The organism is Pseudomonas sp. HMWF006, from assembly GCF_003061205.1.
Classification (GTDB): Bacteria; Pseudomonadota; Gammaproteobacteria; order Pseudomonadales; family Pseudomonadaceae; genus Aquipseudomonas; species Aquipseudomonas monsensis.
Window position 1 is genome coordinate 5,303 of the sequence record NZ_QAIU01000400.1, and the last position, 920, is coordinate 6,222.

Here is a 920-nt window from a genome sequence, read left to right on the forward strand (position 1 = left end):
CGCCGGCTCAGCAGATCGCTGGGTACGCCACTGGCGATGTTCGGCCACTGCAATTGTTCGAATGACTGTTGCGGTGCCGACAGCGCCTGCACCGGTTGGCCGAGCAGGGCGGCGAGGGTGATCAGCGCTTCGCGGGCCTGTTGCTGCACCAGCGGCAATTTGCGCTGTTGCTCGGCGACCAGGCTTTTCTGCTGGGCCAGTTCCAGCGCGGTGGCGCTGCCGGCATCAAACCGGGTTTGCACCAGGTGCAGGACGCTTTGCGCGTTGGCCAGATTGAGCGCGGCAATCCGCGCCTGCTCACGCAACGCCAAGGCCTGGGTGTAACTGTTAGCGACGCCGCTTTGCAAGGTCAGCTCCACGGTGGCACGGTCGAATTCGCTGGCCTGTACGCCGAACACGGCACTGTCGCGCGCCGCGCGTTTACCGCCCCAGAAGTCGATTTCGTAACTGGCGCTCAACTCGGCGTCGTAGTAATCCAGAGAGCGATTGTCCGGTTTGACGTCGAGCTGGCTGTAGCCCTTGCCGTGCAACAGTTTCTGCCGGTTGGCATTCAGTCCGGCCTTGATTTCCGGGAGCAGCGGAGCGCCGGCAATCGTCGCGCTGGCCTGTGCCTGCCGGACCCGGGCAACGGCGGCGCCGAGGTCATGGCTGCCCAGGCGCGCCTGTTCGATCAGTCGATCGAGTTCGCGGCTGCCGAACTGCGTCCACCACTGGCGATTGCTCTGCACCGCGTCGGGATGGTCAGGCGATTGCCAGGCGGGCGGTGGCTGCACGCCGCTGTCGGGGCGCGGCGCAGGGCTGTTGCAGGCCGCCAGCATCAGGCTGGCGGCAAGGAGTGTCAGTGGCGCTTTCATAGAACGATCATTCACTGGTAAGGGCCGTGACCGGGTCGAGCCGGGCAGCCTTGCGGGCAGGCATGA

At 65.7% G+C, this 920-nt stretch carries 1 protein-coding gene; it reads right to left on the reverse strand.

The annotated features are described in order from the left end of the window. Nucleotides 1-854, reverse strand: an 854-nt coding sequence (locus DBR24_RS16520; protein WP_256591564.1) for a TolC family protein, incomplete at its 3' end; no start/stop codon positions are given. Nucleotides 855-920 lie beyond the last annotated feature (66 nt).